The sequence below is a fragment of the Sorangium sp. So ce176 genome, assembly GCF_051519835.1.
GTDB classification, from domain to species: Bacteria; Myxococcota_A; Polyangia; order Polyangiales; family Polyangiaceae; genus Sorangium; species Sorangium cellulosum_G.
Genome location: NZ_CP150371.1, coordinates 6,425,662 through 6,440,498, shown reverse-complemented (window position 1 = coordinate 6,440,498; position 14,837 = coordinate 6,425,662). Strand labels below are relative to the sequence as shown.

Annotated in this window: 16 protein-coding genes; 12 read left to right on the top strand and 4 right to left on the bottom strand. The window is 74.2% G+C overall.

Annotated features, from left to right (window positions below):
• Positions 1–148 precede the first annotated feature (148 nt).
• Entirely contained in the window at positions 149–1,009 is an 861-nt protein-coding gene (locus WMF42_RS24110; RefSeq protein ID WP_233561308.1) for an endonuclease/exonuclease/phosphatase family protein, read from the bottom strand.
• Positions 1,010–1,240: 231 nt separating this feature from the next.
• Here WMF42_RS24110 and WMF42_RS24105 point away from each other — a divergent pair, with 231 nt between their 5' ends.
• The 3 genes from WMF42_RS24105 (at position 1,241) to WMF42_RS24095 (ending at position 3,928) form a co-directional block, all read left to right on the top strand.
• Positions 1,241–1,552 carry a hypothetical protein gene (locus WMF42_RS24105; RefSeq protein WP_061607281.1) on the top strand — a complete coding sequence of 104 codons (312 nt, stop codon included), beginning with the start codon at positions 1,241–1,243 and terminating at the stop codon, positions 1,550–1,552.
• A 157-nt stretch (positions 1,553–1,709) separates the two neighbouring features.
• A complete protein-coding gene (locus WMF42_RS24100; protein WP_061613411.1) occupies positions 1,710–2,708 on the top strand; it encodes an SDR family NAD(P)-dependent oxidoreductase in 999 nt (332 codons plus the stop codon).
• Between the two features lie 74 nt (positions 2,709–2,782).
• Positions 2,783–3,928 (top strand): DegT/DnrJ/EryC1/StrS family aminotransferase, encoded by a 1,146-nt coding sequence (locus WMF42_RS24095; protein ID WP_437684973.1) that lies wholly within the window; start codon positions 2,783–2,785, stop codon positions 3,926–3,928.
• On the opposite strand, the gene WMF42_RS24090 is transcribed toward WMF42_RS24095, so the two are convergent.
• A complete protein-coding gene (locus tag WMF42_RS24090) occupies positions 3,917–4,627 on the bottom strand; it encodes a nucleotidyltransferase family protein (protein WP_061613412.1) in 711 nt (236 codons plus the stop codon). The two genes, WMF42_RS24095 and WMF42_RS24090, sit on opposite strands and share 12 nt — an antisense overlap.
• 188 nt (positions 4,628–4,815) lie before the next feature.
• On the opposite strand from WMF42_RS24090, the gene WMF42_RS24085 reads away from it, so the two are divergent.
• Together WMF42_RS24085 and WMF42_RS24080 are read left to right on the top strand one after the other, a co-directional pair.
• Positions 4,816–5,169: a hypothetical protein gene (locus WMF42_RS24085; protein ID WP_434040913.1), complete on the top strand. Its 354-nt coding sequence runs from the start codon at positions 4,816–4,818 to the stop codon at positions 5,167–5,169.
• A gap of 11 nt (positions 5,170–5,180) precedes the next feature.
• Entirely contained in the window at positions 5,181–5,549 is a 369-nt protein-coding gene (locus WMF42_RS24080) for a hypothetical protein (RefSeq protein WP_061613414.1), read from the top strand.
• Between the two features lie 8 nt (positions 5,550–5,557).
• Here WMF42_RS24080 and WMF42_RS24075 read toward each other — a convergent pair whose 3' ends face one another.
• Positions 5,558–6,310, bottom strand: a complete 753-nt coding sequence (locus tag WMF42_RS24075) for a tetratricopeptide repeat protein (RefSeq protein ID WP_437684970.1) — start codon at positions 6,308–6,310, stop codon at positions 5,558–5,560.
• A gap of 121 nt (positions 6,311–6,431) precedes the next feature.
• Between WMF42_RS24075 and WMF42_RS24070 the strand changes: the two genes are divergently transcribed.
• Both WMF42_RS24070 and WMF42_RS24065 read left to right on the top strand, forming a co-directional pair.
• Positions 6,432–6,857 (top strand): tellurite resistance TerB family protein, encoded by a 426-nt coding sequence (locus WMF42_RS24070; protein WP_061613416.1) that lies wholly within the window; start codon positions 6,432–6,434, stop codon positions 6,855–6,857.
• 160 nt (positions 6,858–7,017) lie between these two features.
• Complete coding sequence (locus WMF42_RS24065) at positions 7,018–7,875, top strand: serine/threonine protein kinase (protein WP_434040909.1); 858 nt, start codon at positions 7,018–7,020, stop codon at positions 7,873–7,875.
• Between the two features lie 175 nt (positions 7,876–8,050).
• Here the strand turns inward: WMF42_RS24065 and WMF42_RS24060 are convergent, their stop codons facing one another.
• On the bottom strand, positions 8,051–8,665 hold the full coding sequence (locus WMF42_RS24060) for an FKBP-type peptidyl-prolyl cis-trans isomerase (protein WP_437684968.1): 615 nt from the start codon (positions 8,663–8,665) through the stop codon (positions 8,051–8,053).
• A gap of 121 nt (positions 8,666–8,786) precedes the next feature.
• Here WMF42_RS24060 and WMF42_RS24055 point away from each other — a divergent pair, with 121 nt between their 5' ends.
• From WMF42_RS24055 to WMF42_RS24035, 5 genes are all read left to right on the top strand, one after another.
• Positions 8,787–10,655, top strand: coding sequence for a hypothetical protein (locus WMF42_RS24055; RefSeq protein ID WP_437684966.1), 1,869 nt, complete (start codon positions 8,787–8,789; stop codon positions 10,653–10,655).
• A gap of 15 nt (positions 10,656–10,670) precedes the next feature.
• Positions 10,671–11,552, top strand: a complete 882-nt coding sequence (locus WMF42_RS24050) for a matrixin family metalloprotease (protein WP_437684964.1) — start codon at positions 10,671–10,673, stop codon at positions 11,550–11,552.
• Between the two features lie 48 nt (positions 11,553–11,600).
• Complete coding sequence (locus WMF42_RS24045; protein WP_437684962.1) at positions 11,601–12,899, top strand: hypothetical protein; 1,299 nt, start codon at positions 11,601–11,603, stop codon at positions 12,897–12,899.
• A 295-nt stretch (positions 12,900–13,194) separates the two neighbouring features.
• Complete coding sequence (locus WMF42_RS24040) at positions 13,195–13,536, top strand: YciI family protein (protein ID WP_437684960.1); 342 nt, start codon at positions 13,195–13,197, stop codon at positions 13,534–13,536.
• Positions 13,536–14,792 (top strand): RNA polymerase sigma factor, encoded by a 1,257-nt coding sequence (locus tag WMF42_RS24035; protein ID WP_437684958.1) that lies wholly within the window; start codon positions 13,536–13,538, stop codon positions 14,790–14,792. Before WMF42_RS24040 ends, WMF42_RS24035 begins: the two co-directional genes overlap by 1 nt.
• The last annotated feature ends 45 nt before the right edge of the window (positions 14,793–14,837 follow it).

The following is a 14,837-nucleotide window of genomic DNA, read 5'->3' as shown; positions in this document are numbered from 1 at the left end:
GGCGGGCTCGGCGGGCCGCCGCCCGGGGCTCGAGGAGACGACATGCAGCCAGTGTACACGTGAACAGGGCGCCCTCGAGAAAGCCGGGGAGGGCGACCCGGAAGCCGGGGAGGGCGACGGCGACCGGACCAGCCCGCCGGGCGGGCTCCTACATCGAGATCTCCGACAGCACCCCGTAATGATCCGACGCGGCGACGCCGTCCTCGAGCTCCTCGAAGACCACCCGCGACGCGAGCGGCTTGCCGCGCCCCTGCTTGTCCGGGCCGCGCACGAAGATGTAGTCGATGCGGCGAGGGTACTCGTTCGTGATCGCCGCGAACGGGTTCCGCACGGGGTCGAAGGTGAACCCCGGGCCCTTGCCCGTCTGGTCGAACGTGTCGGCGAAGTAGACGCTCTTCTGGTTCAGGGCGTGCAGCCCCTTCATGAACCGGATCTCCGTGGCCTCGGGCTGCGCGTTGAAGTCGCCGACGACCACGGGCGGCAGGCCCTCCACGGGCGCCTCGCGCATGACGATCTCGGCCAGGGCCGCGACCTGCGCCTCGCGCGCGGCGCCGTGGTGGAACTTCCAGTTCAGGTGGGTGACGAAGAACGGGAGCACGCCGCGCGGCGACGCGAGCTCCGCGAGCAGGATCGCGCGCTTCTCGTCCGTCTCGCCCGTGGGCAGGGGGAACGCCTGGCTCCGCGCGACCGGCCACCGCGACAGCACGGCGTTGCCGAAGAGCACGCCGCCGCCGAGCTCGTGCGCGGGGCCGAAGGCGACCTCGTAGCCGAGCCCCTCGGCGATGTCGTCGGCCAGCGACCGGCCCTCGTACGACATCACCTCCTGGAGCCCGACGATGTCGGGCGCGAGCTCGCGGACGCCCTTCCGGATGAGGCCGAGGCGCGCCTCCCACGGATCGTGGCGGTTCCAGATGTTCAGCGTGAGCACCCGCAGGGAATTGCGGACAGCGACACCAGCGGGGTCGTGCGCGGAGCCGCCGGCCCCGGAGCCTTCTCGCGGACCTTCCATGCCGACGGGCTACGCCAGATGCGCGTCCGAATCCAGCCGTGATACGAAGGGCCCGGCGCAAGCCGCTGCCCTTCCGGCGCGGAAGGGCGATCTTGACCGGGAGAACCCTGAATGATCGCGTGTGCTCCTCGACGGGGGCGGCCTGGAACGGCCTCCTCCCGATCTCGAACCCCGTTCCGCCTCGCCGGAGGCCTCGTCCTGCTCGCGCTGCTCGCCGGCTGTGACAGCAAGATGGAGCCCAAGGAGTGCGACAAGCTCCGCGGCGACGCCTTCGAGATGGTGAACAAGGCGCAGCACTGCAACACCGACGCCGACTGCCGCCAGAGCGAGTGGCCGGGCTGCGCGAAGCCCATCAGCAACGCGACCTTCGACAAGATCAAGCCCGTCGCGGAGAGCTACAAGACGGGCAAGTGCGAGGAGCCCAAGGTCGACTGCAAGAGCCCGCCGCAGGCGTACTGCAAGCAGGGGCTCTGCGTGCACCGCGAGCTCGGCGTGCCCGAGGGGGCGGGGAACACGCCCAGCGACCAGATCCAGATCCAGTGATCGCGGCCACGCCGCCCGGCCGCGCGCGGCGCCGCCCGGCTGCGCCGCGGCCCGGTCCGGGCGGCGCCGCGCGTCGGCCGGCGCCGCCGAGCGCAAACCTGGGCGCCGCGTCGGTACGCGCTTGACGCGCGAACTGGCAGGGGCCACGCACGCGGCCGTGAGCGAAGGCTTTTATCGCGGAAAGCGCGTCGTGGTGACCGGCGCCGGCGGGTTCATCGGCAGCCACCTCGTCGAGGCGCTGGTCCGGGAAGGCGCGCGCGTGCGGGCGCTCGTCCGGTACACCTCGGGCTCGCGGCGCGGGCACCTCGACCGGCTGCCCGATGACGTCCTCGAGGGCGTGGAGGTCGTCCCCGGCAACGTGGAGGACGCGGGCGCGGTCCGGTCGCTCGTGCGCGGCGCCGACGTCGTGTTCCACCTCGCGGCCCTGATCGGGATCCCGTACTCGTACGTCGCCCCGCAGCAGTACGTCGCGACCAACGTGCAGGGCACGCTGAACGTCCTCGAGGCGGCGCGCGAGCACGGCGCGCGCGTGGTCCACACCTCGACCAGCGAGACCTACGGCACCGCGCGCTACACGCCGATCGACGAGGCCCACCCGCTGACCGGGCAGTCCCCGTACTCGGCCACCAAGATCGGCGCCGACAAGCTCGCCGAGAGCTACAACCTGTCTTTTGGGCTCGAGGTCGCGACGATCAGGCCGTTCAACACCTACGGCCCGCGGCAGTCGTCGCGCGCGATCATCCCGAGCGTGATGCAGCAGCTCGCCGCCGGCAGCGCCGCGCTCCGCATCGGGAGCACCGCGCCGGTGCGGGACCTCAACTTCGTGGCCGACACCGTCGCGGGCTTCCTGCTCGTCGGATCGAGCGCGCGGGCCGTGGGGCAGACGCTCAACGTCGGGAGCGGGCGCGCCATCTCCATCGGCGATCTCGTCCGGCTCATCTTCGAGGTGACCGGCAAGCGCGCGGAGCTCGTGACGGACGAGGCCCGGGTGCGCCCCGACGCGAGCGAGGTGATGGTGCTGCTCGCCGACTTCCGCCGCGCCGCGGAGCTCGTCGGCTACGCGCCCCGCGTGTCGCTCGAGGAGGGGCTCGCGCGCACGTACGCCTATGTCGAGCGCCACCTCGCCGACTACCGTCCCCGCGAGTACGCAATCTGACGTTGACGACGTCGACGCCACGCGCGCCGCGCCGACCGCTGCCGCGCGCGGCGCCGGCTGGATGGATGAACGCCATGTGGAAGATACCTCTCAGCGATCTCTCGTTCGGGCCTGAGGAAGCGGAGGCCGCGCGGCAGGTCGTCGCGTCGGGCTGGCTGACCATGGGGGAGCGCACGGCGCAGTTCGAGCAGAAGCTCGGCGAGGCGCTCGGCGCCCCGCGGGTGCTCGCGGTGACGAACTGCACCGCCGCGCTGCACCTCGCGTACACGGCGCTCTCCGTGGGCCCCGGCGACGAGGTGATCTGCCCGAGCCTCACGTTCGTGGCGACCGCCAACGCCGCGCTCCTCTGCGGCGCCAGCGTCGTGCTCGCCGACATCGTGGGCGAGGGCGACCTCGGCATCGACCCCGCCGACGTCGCCCGCAAGATCACGCCGAGGACGAAGGCCATCGCTGTCGTCCACTACGCCGGCTACCCGTGCGACATGGACGCGATCTGCGCGATCGCGGCCGAGCGCGGGATCGCGGTGGTCGAGGACGCGGCGCACGCGCCGCTCGCGACCTTCCGGGGCAGGGCGCTCGGGACGATCGGGGACGTCGGGTGCCTGAGCTTCTTCTCGAACAAGAACCTCGCTGTCGGCGAGGGGGGCGCCGTGATCGCGCGGGACGACGCGCTCCACGCGCGCATGCGGCTCCTCCGCGCGCATGGGATGACGACGCTGACCCTCGACCGGCACAAGGGGCACGCGTTCACGTACGACGTCGTGGACGCGGGCATGAACTACCGCATCGACGAGATCCGCAGCGCCATCGGCCTCGTGCAGCTCGGCCGGCTCGCGGCGGGCAACGCGCGGCGGCGGGCGCTCGCGGCGCGCTACCACGAGCGCCTCGCCGGGGTGCGCGGCGTCGGGCTCCCGTACCGCGATTTCTACGCGCGCGGTGTGGGGGAGAGCGCGCACCACCTCATGGCGGTGCTCCTGCCCGAGGGCGCCTCGCGCGAGGCTGTGATGGAGGCGATGAAGGCGCGCGGCGTCCAGACGAGCGTGCACTACACGCCGATCCACCGCTTCTCGCACCACGGCGCCTCGGACCGGGTGCGCAAGGAGGGGCTCGCGCGCACGGACGCGATCGCGGGCCGCGAGCTCACGCTCCCGCTGCACCCGCGCATGCAGGACGCCGACGTCGACGCCGTGTGCGAGGCGCTCGCCGCGTCAATCCGGTAGGTAGCGCTGCCGGTTCTTCTCGAACTCGTCCTGCGCCTCGGCGAAGTCGTCGCTCCTGCCGATGTCGAGCCAGTGGCCCCGGAAGGGGAAGGTGGCCACCTGCTCGCCGGCGTCGAGCAGCGCGTGCATGAGGTTGTCGAACCCGAACGGCCGGCCCTCCGGGATGAAGCGCAGCACGCTGCGGCTCATCGCGTAGATGCCCATGCTGACCCAGAACGTGTACGTGGGCTTCTCGCGGAAGCCGACGACGCGCCCCTCGGGGCCGAGGTCGAGCACGCCGAGGTCGATCTTCGACGCGCGCTCGCACACGGCGACGGTGAGCGGCGCGCCGGCCGCCTCGCCCGTGCGGTGCAGCGCCGCGAAGTCGACGTCGCTCAGGATGTCGCCGTTCATCACGAGGAAGCGCTCCGGCAGGTCGCGCTCGATGATCCGGAGCGGGCCCACGGTCCCGAGCGGCGTCTCCTCGCGCTGGTACGAGATGCGCAGCCCGTACCGGCTCCCCTCGCCGACGACGGCCTCGATGAGGGCGGCCTGGTGGCCGACGCACATCACCACGTCGGTGACCCCGGCGCGCGCGAGTTGCCGGAGGAGGATCTCGACGATCGTGTGATCGCCGATCGGCATCAGCGGCTTCGGGATAAGGGCGGTGTAGGGGCGGAGCCGGGAGCCTTTGCCGCCGGCGAGCACGACTGCCTTCATGCGGTGACGTATACCCACGCGCTGCTCGGACGGGGGACGATTCCGCAGAAATTCTCGCTCTCCCGGCCCGCCCCGTCCTCTCCGATTGACTCTCTTCTGGCTGCTCTTTAGTAATCGAAGAGCGTCCCGCGGCAGGCCAGCCCCCGCGAGGAGCAACTCCACTCTTGCAGGCGACTTGAGCAGCAATCATGACGATGGTACCCCCCTCCCGTACCCCCGCCAGGAAGCGCCGTAAGCTCGGATATCGAGGCAGCGGCACCTTCGCCATGTGCAGCCCCGGCCCGCTCCCGGGCGGCCCGCTCTTCCGGCAGCTCTGCACGCTCGCCGATCGCTTCGCCGCGTCCGACGATCCGGACGCGGCGCAGATCGGGAGCGTGCTCTCGCTGCTCGCGTTCTACGCGACCAAGCCGAACGACAGGGATTTCCGGCTGCCGCTCGGCTCCTTCCTCATGGACCTCGCCCTCGACGAGGAGGCGCGCGCGCGGGCCCAGGCGCCGCGCTCCGCGCCCGTCCCGTACGGGCGCCCGCTCATCGCTCGCTGATCGGTGCTGCGATGAGCTCGCGAGAACTCCCGACGCGCCCTGCGGGGCGGGGCAAGCGGACGGCATCGGCCTCGGTCGTGCTGATCGTGAGCGCGAGCGAGCAGCTCGCCGAGCGTTGCCGCCGGCTGGTCTTCGTCGAGGGCGCCGACCTGCTCGCCTGCGACCTCGTGTCGCTGCGCGGGAGCGCCGCCTGGCTCAACCCGCTCGCCATCGTGCTGACCCAGGACGTCCGGGCGTTCGATCCCGAGGGGTTCATGGAGCTGTCGCGGCGCATCGGCGCCGAGCTCGTGGTGCTCCCGAGCGAGAGCGTTTCGGACACGCAGCTCACCGCGATGATCACGGCGGCGCTGGACATCGCGCAGCGCCGCCGGACCGACTGACGGCCGCGTCAGTCGCGCGGCGGCAGGACGTCGCCGGACCGGCTCGCCAGCAGGCATCCCTCGTCCAGGCCGAGCTTGCACGCCTTCGTGAACAGCTCGATCGCCTTCGAGCCGTCGCGCTCCACGCCCTCGCCCTTGGCGTGGAGGTGCCCGAGCTCGACGCAGGCCGGTGCGTTGCCGCGCTCGCAGACGCGCCGGAACAGCGCCGCCGCGCGCCCCGGGTCGGCGCCGGCGCCCTGGCCTTGGAGGTAGGCCCTGCCGGCCGCGAGGCAGCCGAGGTTCGCGCCCGCGTGGCACGCGCGCACGTGCCAGTAGAGCGCCGCCTCGTCCGCCCCGCCCGCGCCCTCCGCCCCGCCCGCGGCGCCCGCGGCGTCCGCGCGCGCGAGCCGATCGTGGTACGCGTCGCCGAGCCGCAGGCACCCGCGCGCGCTCCCCTCGACGCACGCCTCCTTGAACAGCCCCACCGCGCGCTCCACGTCCATCGAGACGATCGCGCCGCCCAGGTACATCGAGCCCAGCGTCACGCAGTCCTCGATCTGGTGATCGGCGCAGCCGTTCGTGCAGCCGACGAGATCGTCCCCCTCGCACGGCAGCCGCAGCGGCGGCGGGGCTGGTTCGGCCGGCGGCGCCGCGCGCAGCGCCGCCGCGGGGGCAGGTCCTGCGGGCCCGGCGGCGTGGCGCGGCGCGGGCGCGGCCGCGCTGCCGCAGCCGCCGAGGAAGAGCGCGACGAGGAGCGCCTGGGCGAGTTCGCGCACGTGCATGTTCGAACTCATGACACACCGGCCGCCCTCTCCCAATACCCGCCCCGGGACGCGTCCGCCCGCGGCGCCCGAGCTCGCTCCGGGGCTGGTCCCGCGTCGGGCCCCGGTGTAAACGGATCCGATGCCCCTGATGAGCCCTCCTCCGCTCAAGACGCTCGACGAGCCCAACCTCGAGGCGCTGATCGAGCTGATGTTCCTCGCGGCCTTCGCCGACGGCGAGTTCAGCCAGGAGGAGAAGCTGCATTTCTTCCGGAGCGTGGAGTCGCTCACGGACCGCCGGATCCCCCAGAGCACGATGGACGAGCTCATCAAGACGGTCGTGGCGCAGCTCCAGAAGGAGGGCCGCGCCGCCCGGCTCGCGTCGCTCAAGGAGCGGCTCCCCAGCCCGCAGGCCCGGAAGGTCGCCTTCTCCCTGGCCGCCCAGGTCGTCGTCGCCGACGGGATCGTCAGGACCAGCGAGCGCGAGCTCCTGCTCGACGTCGCCGCCGCGCTCGAGCTCGACCAGACCGAGGCCGCGGAGGTCGTGCGGAGGCTCGCCGCTTCATGAGCGTCCGGCCGCCCCCGGCGCGTCGCGCCCGGGGCGCTCGTGGGACTCGGCCCGGGGGGACAGCGCGCCTCGCGCGGGCGGCTCTGGCCGCGCCCCGCGTCCCGGCCCGCGCGCCGCGGGGTGAACGGCCGCGGACGTTTTCGGTTACGATGGCCCTGCCGTGACCTGGTCCTCCACTGGCAGCTTCCTGATCCCGTTTCCGATACCGGGCTCGGCGCTGACCTCCACCCGGGGGACGTACGTCATCGGGGCGCTCATCGGCGACGGCCAGTACGGCTCGGTCTACGAGTGCAGCGGGCCGTTCGATCAGGTGTACGCCCTGAAGATGCTGCGGCCGGCCAACAAGCCCTACCAGGTCGTCAAGGAGGAGTGGTCGCGCGAGATGCTCCGCCTGGAGAGCTTCCGCCACCCGAACATCGTCTACATCCACGACGCCTTCGAGGTGAACTACCTCTTCTACCTGGCGCTCGAGCGGTGCGACACGAGCCTCCGGGCGCTGCTCGGCACCCCGTTCCAGCCGCCGCTGCTCCTCGAGCTCGCGCGCCAGCTCCTGATGACGCTGCAGTACCTGCACGACAACGGCGTCGTGCACGCCGACCTGCACGCGGGCAACGTCCTCATCTCCCAGCTCGACCACAAGCCGATCGTCAAGCTCACCGACTTCGGCGTCGCCCACCAGCTCGACGGCGTGACCCGCTGGTTCCGCCCGCAGGTCGCGAACCCGAAGATCCTCGTGCCCGAGCTCGTGACGGCGGGCTACACGACGACGCAGAGCGACCTCTACCAGCTCGGGCTGCTCATGTACCAGATGCACACCGGCCAGCCGGCCATCGACGTCAACGCCTCGTACGAGGAGATCACGCGCCAGATCGCCGAGGGCACGCCGCGGCAGAAGGCCGAGGCGCTCGGCACGCCGCTCAGCCAGGTGATCGCCAAGCTGCTGCGCCGCCGCGACGCCTACCGCTATTACTGCGCGCGCGACGTCTGGGAAGACCTGCGGCAGCTCCGCTGGGCGTAGCGCGATCCGCGCTGCGCCGCGCGCGCGTTCCGGGCTCACCTCGCGCCACGGTCGCCTCCGTCACGCCGCGCGTCGTCTCGCGCACGAGATCTTCCTCGAGGCGCTCGCGCGCGTCGCCCTCCAGCGCGACCCCGTCGGGCGCGGCGCCGTCCGGCTGGACCGGCGCCGCGTCGGCTCACTTCGCCTCGTTCGGCGCCTCCTTCTTCTCGGCCGGCGCGGCGGCCGGCTTGGCCGCCTTGTCGGCCGCGGGCTTGGCCGCCTTGTCGGTCGCCTTGCCGGCCTTGCCGGCCTTGTCGGCCGCGGCGGCCGCGTCGGCCGGAGCGTCGCCGACGCCGAGCAGCTCGATGTCGAAGACGAGCGTCGCCTTGCCGGGGATCTTCGGCGGGCTGCCCGACTCGCCGTAGGCGAGGCGCGACGGGATCGTCAGCTTGCGCTTGCCGCCCACCTTCATCCCGACGACGCCCTCGTCCCAGCCCTTGATGACCTCCGTGTTGCCGAGCCTGAACTCGAACGGCTCCCGGCCGACGGACGAGTCGAACTCGGCGTTGTTCTTCAGGAGGCGCCCCGTGTAGTGGACGCGGACCCTGTCGCCGTCCTTCGCCTCCGGGCCGGTGCCCACGACGATGTCTTCCTTGATCATGTCGGCCGGCTCCGGCTCGGCGGGCTTCACCGCCGGGATGGCGCTGCCCGGCGGCAGGTCCGGCTCGGGGACCTTGTCCTCGCAGCCAGCGACCGGGCCGAGGACGACAGCGCAGGAGAGGGCGAGGAGGGCGTTTCGAAGAGGCTTCATGGCGCCACGTCTTACGCACCCCGCGCGGGGCGATCAACGGTCACCCGCCGCGTCCGGCTCCTCCGGCGGGGCCGGGTTTCCGTTGCAGCGCTCCGGCCCGCGCGGTTAGGGTGCGGCCACCTTGGCTCGCGCGTTCTCCGTCGCCGCCCTGGCGATCGCCGAGGGCGGCGCCAATGCCGTCGGTGCGGTGCGCTTCACCTGCGCCGAGACCGAGCTCGAGGTGGAGCTGGTGCGCGTCGCCGGCTACGCCGAGGGGTTCGCCCTGGGCGCCGTGGCCGCGCCGGTCCGCTTCGGGGTGCCGTACACAGCGGTCCGCGGCCTCTTCCGGCGCGGCAAGGCCCTCTGCGTCGCCCTCGATCCGTCCGCGTGCTCGCCGCACAACTGCTTCGTCCTGGCGCGCTTCGAGGGCGATCTCCCCGGCGTGCCCGGCGTCTTCTCGCCGGCGGCGATGGAGGCGATGGAGAGCGCCTACCGCGCGCGCCTCCGCGCCCGCCTGGCGAGCTGGATCGCGCCGGCGCCGCTCGGCGTCCTCGCGGCGGCCCTGTCGCCCGACTACCTCGCGAGCGGCCCGCTCGGCACCGCGTCGCTCGCGCTGCTCGTCGCGCTCGCGACCTGGCTCGCGCTGCGCTTCGCCGCGCGGCTCGCGACCTGGGGGGGGCCGCCCTCGGACCGCCTGCGCGACGCGCTCGTCGCGGAGCTGTCGCGGCGCATGGGCTTCGCGTCCGACCGGCTCGCCGCCTCGGACCCCGGCTCGCCGGCCGCGGCCGTGTTCGCGCCCCGGCCGACGCCGCTCGGCGCGCCGCCGCCGCGCGGCGCCGAGGAGGGCCTCGACGCGCTCCCGCTCCGGGCCCGCGTGCTCGTGCCCGCGGCGCTCGCGGTGGTCGGCATCGTGGCGACGATGGCGTTCGTGCAGCGGTTCGCGGCGCCCCGGGACCTCCCCCCGGCGGAGCGGCAGGCGGCGCGCGGCGTCGGGCAGGCGGCCCGCGGGGCCACCGCCGCGGTGCTCGCGAGCGAGGCCCGCGAGCGCGCCGAGCCGGCGTTCCCGCACTGCCTGTGCGACCGCGCCGACTCGCCGCTCTGGCGGGACGGGGTGCCGATCCTCAGCGTGCTCGGGTCGACCGGCCCGGACGACGGCGCGGAGGTGATCGCGCCGATCCTCGTGCAGCGCCGCGAGGGCGACGAGGACGACGAGCCCCGCGCGCGGCGGCGCGCGCGGCGGCGCGCCGCCGACGCGGACGACGTCGAGCGGGGCGACGCCGGCGAGGGGCCCGCCGACGCCGGCGCGGCGCCGGCCGACGCCGGCGTGCCCAGGCCGCGGCCGGCGCGCGGTCGCTACGATTTCGAGCTCGCGGTCGTCAACAACAGCGGCGCGTCCGTCAGCGACTTCCGCGTGCTGCTCACGTTCGCGCGGCGCAATCACCGCGGCGAGCGCGCCGGGATCACCGAGCGCGGGCTGTTCTGGGAGGGCGCGCTCCTGCCGGGGCGCGCGGTGAAGTGGCACGTCGAGGCGCCCGGCACCGAGGTGAAGATCGAGCCCGGCGTGACGGGCATGCTCGACGGCGAGACCGGGGTGGCCTCGCCCGACGCCTTCTTCCAGCTCACGCGCGCGCGCTACCGCGTCGTGCGCATCCACGCCGCGATGATGCTCGCCTGGCTGCGCGACCCGCGCGCCCGCGACGCGCTCGTGTCGCTCCTGCCCGCCCCGCCCCTGGAGCAGACGAAGCTCGAGCGGATCCGGCGCGCGACGGCCGACGTCATCCCGTGCTCGGTGACGGCGGAGGAGGGGCGGCTGCGCGCGTGCCTCTTCAACGGCGGCGTCACCCCGGTGCGCGGCGTCACGCTGCGCGAGGCCGCCGCCGGCGAGGGCCGGACGCCGCGCGCCTGGCCGATCCCCGCGTCCCTGCCGGTCCACGAGGGGGTGGAGGTGAGCGTGCCGCTCGAGGGGGGCGCGGCCCCCGAGGAGCTCGAGGTGGTGCCGCAGGGCCGATGAGCCGATGATGAGGGGATGAAGCGACGCACCAGGGCCGCGATCGCCCGCGTCGCGGCGCTCGCCGTGCTGGCGCTGCTCGCCGGGGCCCGCGAGGCCGCCGCGTGGACGCCGCTCGACCTCGAGGCCGTCCCGCGATGGGGCGAGCTGCCGGTCCGCTATCACATCCACAAGAGATCGATCCCGGGGCCGCTGTCCGGCTTCGCGGCGGCCGGCATCGAGGCCGGGTTCGCGGCGTGGTCGAGCCCCGCGTGCACGGCGTGGCAGACTGAGCTCCTCGGCGACACGGACGACGGCCGCGCCTTCGACGACGGCAAGAACGTGTTCCTCTGGATCAGCGACGTCTGGCCGGACGAGCTCGGGGCCGCCGACTCGATCGTCGCGATCACGATGCCGGTCTGGGATGCCGACGGCGTCATCGACGACGCCGACATGGTGTTCAACAACGTGGGTTTCTGCTGGAACGACACGGGCGAGGGCGGCTGCATCGACGTGCGGTCGATCGCCACCCACGAAGAGGGGCACTTCCTCGGCCTCGGCCACACGAACGTGCGCGGCGCGACGATGCTGGGGTTCTACCCGGGCGGCACGTCGGCGCGCACGCTCGAGGACGACGACATCGAGGGCGTCTGCGCGCTGTACCCGATCGGCGGGACGGCCGTCGCGAGCTCGGGCGCCGGCGCGGGCGGCGCGGGCGGCGCCGCGCCGGGGAGCGAGGGCGGGCCGCAGAGCGGCGCCGGCGGCCTGGAGGACGCCCCCAGCGACGCCGGCTGCTCCTGCTCGGGCGGCGGCGGGTCGCCGGGCAGCCGGGGGGCGCTGCCGCTCGCCGCGCTCGGCGCGCTGCTGTCGCGCCGGCTCCGGCGCCGTGGGGCCGCCCACGCGCCGCGCGAGCGCTCGTAGCGCGGGGGCCGCTTTACAACCCAGCGCAGCCGGGGCAAACGTGCCGCCATGCCCGCGCCGAGCACCGCAGCGTTCGACGCGGAGGTCGCGCGCGCCCTCCGCTCCCTTGGGGCCGACAGCTCCGTTCCGGCACTCGATCCGCTCGGCGATCCGGCCGGCGCGGCGCGCGCCCTCTCGGCAGAGGGCGGCGCTCCGCTGCTCCTCCGCGTGGCCCCCGAGCTCGGCGCGTCGCAGCGCGACAAGGAGGCGGCCTTCGGGCCGCCCCCGCGCGACCCCGTCTGGCTGCTGTTCGAGCACGGCGCCAGCGTCCTCCGGGTGGCGCCCCTGCGGCTCGCGGACGCCGGCCCGCCGCGGTCCGATGCGGGCGGCGCGGGCGGGGCAGGGGAGGCGGCGGCCGAGCCGCGCGACGCCGTGCGCGTCGAGGTGACCGCGGAGCAGCGCCCGTGCTGCGGCGCCCCCACGTGCGCGCGCGAGCGGACCCGCGTCGCCGCCTGGCTCGCGCTCGCGCCCGGTGGAGCGGGCCGCGCCGCCGCGGCGCAGCGCCTGCTCGTCGCCGAGGCGCAGGACCTCGAGGCCGCGCGGGCCGAGGCGCTCGTCGAGGCGGTGGCGGCGCCGCTCGCGGCCGCGCTGCGCGTGCCGCTCCAGACGGCGCGGGGCACCGAGCCGCCGGACGCCGTCGCGCCGCGCCCCCTCCCGGAGCCCGCGCCCGCGCCCGCCCTCTCCGCCGCCGCGCTGGCGCGGTTCGCGATCCGGAGCGAGGGCGAGCTCTTCGTCCTGCGCGACCACGCGAGCCAGGGCCCGCGCGGCTCCGCGACCCGCAACGCCCTCCTCGGCGGCGCGCTGCTGCTCCTCGCGCTCGCGCTGTGGATCCAGGTCATGCGGAGCGTCTCCGCGGGCGACAGCGCCATCGCGATCGGCGCCGGCAGCGCCGCCGCGCTGCTCTCGCTCGCGGGCTACGCGTTCCTCGGCGTCGCCCGGTTCTCGTCCCGGTACGCGGCGCGCTCCGCCCCGGTCGCGTCGTTCGGCGCGGGCCGCTTCGTCGTCGCGCCCTGGGTGAGCCGCACCGGCGCGATCGACATGCGCCCCGAGGGCCGGCTCGGGGCCGCCATCTCCGCGGGCGAGGTCCACGCCGTCCAGGTGCAGCCCCGCGGCGACCGCTTCGCCGTCGAGATCGACACCGACCACGGCCCCATCGACGCCCTCCTGACCGACAGCGAGGACGTCGCCCGCTACTGGCGCGACGCGATGGACCGCGCCGTCGCGTCCGTCCGCCACCCCGGCGGCCCCTCCGCCAAGCAGCGCCTCCGCGCGCGCACCCAGTCGCAGCAGGCCGCCACGGCGGGCTGACCGGCGCTTCCGGCGTCGGATCGCGCCCTGGAGCGGCCGTGTGGCCGCGTGGATGGAGCGCTGTGGATGGAAGAATTCACCTCCATCGTGAATCGGTAGGATGCGCCCCATCCCGCGCTTCGGCGCGTCGCCTTTCCGTCGGCTCTCGTCTGTTGCCGCCTCTCCCCGTGTCGTGCCCCGGCGCCCGGCCTCCCTCGCCGGCGTCTGCCGAGCGGCTCGCGGGCAGAAAAAAAGTGTCCGGCGCGGCGTCCCTCGAACGTCGGAGGGGCGAAGCACCTCGCAAGGAGACAGACCGATGAGCGAATTCGTTTTCCTGTACCGCGGCAAAGACTGGACGACCTCCCCGGCGGAGATGCAGCAGCGCATGCAGAAATGGTCCGCGTGGATGAAGGAGCTCGGCGAGAAGGGGCACCTCAAGGACCCCGGCCACCCCCTCGAGCGCACCGGCAAGTTCGTGGAGGGCAAGCAGCGGGCGGTCGTGGACGGGCCGTTCGCCGAGGCCAAGGACGTGATCGGCGGCTACACGATCATCGAGGCCGAGGACGTCGCGCACGCGGTCGAGCTCTCGAAGGGCTGCCCCATCCTCGACGCCGGAGGCGCCGTCGAGGTGCGCCCGATCATGAAGCTCACCCTGTAGTGGAGCCGGTCGAGCCGATCTTCCGGCGCGAGGCGGGCCGCATGCTGGCCACGCTGACGCGCGTCTTCGGGGTCCACAACCTCGCGCTGGCAGAGGACGTCGTGCAGGACGCCCTCTGCCGCGCGCTCGAGGTGTGGAAGTTCCAGGGCGCGCCGGAGAACCCCGCCGCGTGGCTCATGGCCACGGCGAAGCACCGCGCGCTCGACGCCCTGCGGCGCGAGCGGACCGCGCGCACCTTCGCGCCCGAGCTCACGCGGCTCCTCGAGGACGAGCGCCCGCTCGCCCCCGCGGTCGACGAGCTCTTCGGCGCGGCCGCGATCCGCGACGATCAGCTCCGGATGATGTTCTCGTGCTGCCACCCCCGGCTGCCCGAGGAGGCGCAGGTAGCGCTCGTGCTCCACGTCCTCTGCGGCTTCACCGCGAGCGAGGTAGCGGCCGCGTTCCTCTGCACCGAGGCGGCGATCGAGAAGCGCATCTCGCGGGCGAAGAAGGTGCTCGCCGGCTCGGCGCGGCTGTTCGAGCTCACCGACGACGAGTTCTCCGCCCGCCTCTCGGCCGTCCAGCGCGCGCTCTACCTGCTCTTCAACGAGGGCTACCACGGCGCGTGCGCCCGGGAGGCGGTGCGGGTGGAGCTCTGCCGGGAGGCGATGCACCTCGCGGCGCTCCTCGTCCATCACCCCCTCTCGTCGACGCCCGCCACGCACGCCCTCGCCGCGCTGATGTGCCTGCACGCGGCGCGCCTCCCGGCGCGCGTCGACGCCTCCGGCCACCTGAGCTCGCTGCTCCACCAGGACCGCTCGCGCTGGGACCGCGCGCTCGTGGCCGAGGGCCGGCGGCTCCTCGACCTCTCGGCCACGGGCCCCGAGCTGACGGAGTACCACGTCGAGGCCGCCATCGCGTCGGTCCACGCGAGCGCGGAGCGCGCGGAGGACACGAGCTGGGAGACCATCGTCACGCTCTACGACACGCTGATGGCGATCCGTCCTTCCCCTGTCGTCGCCCTCAACCGCGCCATCGCCGTCGCGCAGCACGAGGGCCCGGAGCGCGGTCTCCAGGAGATCGGCGCGATCGAGGGCAGGGCCCGGCTCTCCGCGTATCCCTTCTATTTCGCCGCGCTCGGTGAGCTCGAGCTCCGCCGCGGCGAGCGCGAGGTCGCGGCCCAGCACTTCCGGTCAGCGCTCTCGCTCGCCCGCAACGCGATGGAACGACGCTTCTTCGAGCAGCGCCTGGAGGCGTGCGGCGCCGGGGCTCCCTGACGCATGGATCCAGCGAGGCGTCCCCGGGCACCGGACCGCGGGTAT